General features: G+C 55.2%; 2 protein-coding genes. Both read left to right on the plus strand.

Annotated features, from left to right (window positions below):
- On the plus strand, positions 1-1,755 hold a 1,755-nt coding region (locus tag M6F29_RS11480; RefSeq protein ID WP_298159983.1), incomplete at its 5' end, for a DEAD/DEAH box helicase.
- 39 nt (positions 1,756-1,794) lie between these two features.
- On the plus strand, positions 1,795-2,997 hold the full coding sequence (locus M6F29_RS11485; RefSeq protein WP_051862078.1) for a hypothetical protein: 1,203 nt from the start codon (positions 1,795-1,797) through the stop codon (positions 2,995-2,997).
- Positions 2,998-3,138 lie beyond the last annotated feature (141 nt).

The raw sequence follows: 3,138 nt of genomic DNA on the forward strand, positions 1-3,138 counted from the left end.
CCTGTTCTGCTGAACATGATTCGCCAGTTCCCGGAGCAGTTGACTGTCGAGGCACTGGCAAAGATGGCGGATGGAAATCAGGACATTATCGGTCATCTGCCCGATGGTCGATTGCTATTGTTACCCTCCTCCCGTGTGCGTGGCATTCTTTCCGTACTGGTCGAACTTTACGACAAAGATGCAAATCCGGAGCGCTTCGAGTTGTCACTCGTTCAGGCCGCGCGTTTGGCAGAATTGGACGATGCTGCTACCGGCCTGCGCTGGATGGGTGGGGAACGGCTGCGAGCGTTGGGGAAAAAGTTGCGCGAATTCGAGGGTATCCAGCCGGTCGCTCCCCCCCTCGGCCTGAAAGCCGAGTTACGCGGCTATCAGCAGGAAGGCCTCAACTGGCTACAATTTTTGCGCGAATACGATTTGGCCGGAATCCTCGCCGACGACATGGGTTTGGGCAAGACTGTGCAGGCATTGGCGCATATACTGCTGGAAAAGGAATCTGATCGACTGAATCGGCCCTGCCTGGTGGTGGCGCCCACCAGTTTGATGTTCAACTGGCAGCGGGAGGCGGAGCGCTTTGCGCCGATGTTGCGCGTGCTGGTGTTGCAGGGTTTGTCGCGCAAGCAGCATTTCGAGTCCATTGGCGATTACGATCTGGTGCTTACCACCTACCCTTTGCTGCTGCGCGACAAGGATGTACTGACAGAACAGGAATTTTATTATCTGATCCTTGATGAGGCGCATATCATCAAGAACCCCAAGTCGCAGGCCACCCGCATTGTTCATCAGATCAAGGCGCGCCATCGACTTGCGCTCACCGGCACCCCACTGGAAAACCATCTGGGCGAATTATGGACGCTGTTTCATTTCCTGCTGCCCGGATTGCTTGGCGACGACAAAAGTTTTCGCAAACTGTTTCGTACGCCCATTGAAAAACAGGGTAATAACGAACGGCGCAGTCTTCTGGTACGGCGTATCGCGCCATTTCTGTTGCGCCGAACCAAAGCACAAGTGGTCAGAGAATTGCCTCCGAAAACGGAGATTGTGCGTTATTGCCAACTAGACGGCACCCAGCGGGATCTTTATGAAGCCATTCGGATAGCCATGCACGAAAAAGTGCGACAGGAAATCGACAAGAAAGGCGTGAACCGCAGCCAGATCGTGATCCTGGATGCGTTGCTCAAATTGCGTCAGGTATGCTGCGATCCTCGACTTCTCAAATTGCCCACAGCGAAACGGGTGGATCAGTCAGCCAAGTTGGAATTATTGATGAGCCTGCTTCCGGATATGCTGGGAGAAGGGCGACGCATCCTGCTGTTTTCCCAATTCACCTCCATGCTGACGTTGATCGAGTTGGAACTGGCCAGGCACGGTCTGGTTTATGTCAAACTCACGGGTGATACCATTGACCGTGCTACGCCCGTAAATCGTTTCCAGGACGGCGAGGTGTCACTGTTCCTGATCAGTCTCAAGGCGGGTGGCGTGGGACTGAACCTTACCGCTGCCGACACCGTCATTCACTACGACCCATGGTGGAACCCCGCAGCCGAAAATCAGGCTACCGATCGAGCCCATCGCATCGGCCAGGAAAACCCGGTGTTCGTTTATAAACTGATTACCGAAGGCACGGTGGAAGAGAAGATCATCAGCATGCAGGGAAGGAAAAGAGATCTCGCACAAGGCGTACTGGAAGACGGTGGGGAAGTCAGCGCGCCAATGACTGCGGAGGACTTGACGATGTTGTTCGAACCCCTAGGATAAATCAGGGATAGTGAAGAGCGAGTGGATTCATTGAAAATAATGGAAGATTTCCGGAAAATTTGTTTTGAAGTCGACCGGCTCCTGCTGGAGCAAGGTATTTACTCCCCAGTCGAGTTGTTGCTTGCCGAGGGGCGGCTGTCCTATCCTGACTATGAAGCCTGGCGCTATGGTCGAGTCATTGCGCTGGAGGAGGTGCTGGCAGGCAATCCTGTGCGTATACGTGCATTGTTGACTGAGGCTGGTCGCTACGCCGTGAAGTTGGGTTTGCACGCGGACCGGCGCGAATTTCTTTCCTGGGAGGGGAAGGCTGGGCAAGCGTTACGATTTTCCAGCGATACGGAGTTTGAAGAGTTGTGCTGCGTTCATTATCGGCGCGGTGGTAACGAGGTTCAACTCGACCTGTTCATGGACAACTCCGGCAATGTGCTGGTCAACGGCATTGTCGATGCGCTGTCGTCGCGCCGCGTGGAAGAGGCGATCCGGCTAACGGACAGGTTGCTGGAAACGGATCCATCCCATCCGCGTTTGGGCATGCTGGAAGTTCTGTGCAATGCTGCTCAAAGACAGTTCGAGCCAGTGGACGATTATTTTTCTGAAATCGAATATCTTGAAGGATACCTGGTGCCGCTGGCAACAGGAGCGCTTGGTGTCGGTGCGAGAGACTTTCTGGCGCCGTTCTGGCGGAGGATGGCGGATGCCTTGCGTGGGCGTCCATTTGTGGCAGAGACGCCATTGCTGCATGCCAGTTACCCGCTCGCTCGTGCCCAGGACTGGGCCGGAGTGAAGGAATCGGTGCTTGAAGATTCGGTGTGGCAGATTGATCCGGTATTGCGTCTGCGATTGGCGGAAGCCTTGTTTTACCTTGGCAACCGCCCGGCAGCGCTGGCCGCTTGGTGCAGGATGTGCTGGGATTTTCCTGTCCAGATGGAACAAGCGCTGGCAAGCGGGACATTGCCCGACAAGGAATTGCGGCCAGACTGGGAACGTTATCGTAACCTTGAAGCGGAATCTGAACTGAGTACGCCGTTCTTCCCCGTCTGGCTGCTGTTGGAGAGGACGGAAACCTGCAATGCCTTAACTGCGGAAGAAGTTTCACAGGCGCATACTGCAGGTCGAGCTTATGCCGCTCTGCACACTTTGCTGGTAGGCGGTGGAGCGCTTTCGGAACGGACAATGGCTTTGCGCCAGAAACTCAAGCAAGCCCATCCCGGACTTTTCGCCATGTACCTGCGGAGGGTTTAGATTTGTCACTGCCCGAATGGCCGGGCAATGAAGACCCTGTCGCCGTGAAGGTGATTGAGGGATATCGTGGTACTTGATGGTGCCCGGGGCCGGACTCGAACCGGCACACTGTCGCCAGCGTCAGATTTTGAGTCTGATGCG

Origin of the sequence: Ferrovum sp., assembly GCF_027317285.1 — a bacterium.
Lineage (GTDB): Bacteria > Pseudomonadota > Gammaproteobacteria > Burkholderiales > Ferrovaceae > Ferrovum.

Bases quoted from the DNA above. Each gene is read 5' to 3' on its own strand.
- M6F29_RS11485 (WP_051862078.1), top strand. From the start codon at position 1,795: ATGGAAGATTTCCGGAAAATTTGTTTTGAAGTCGACCGGCTCCTGCTG.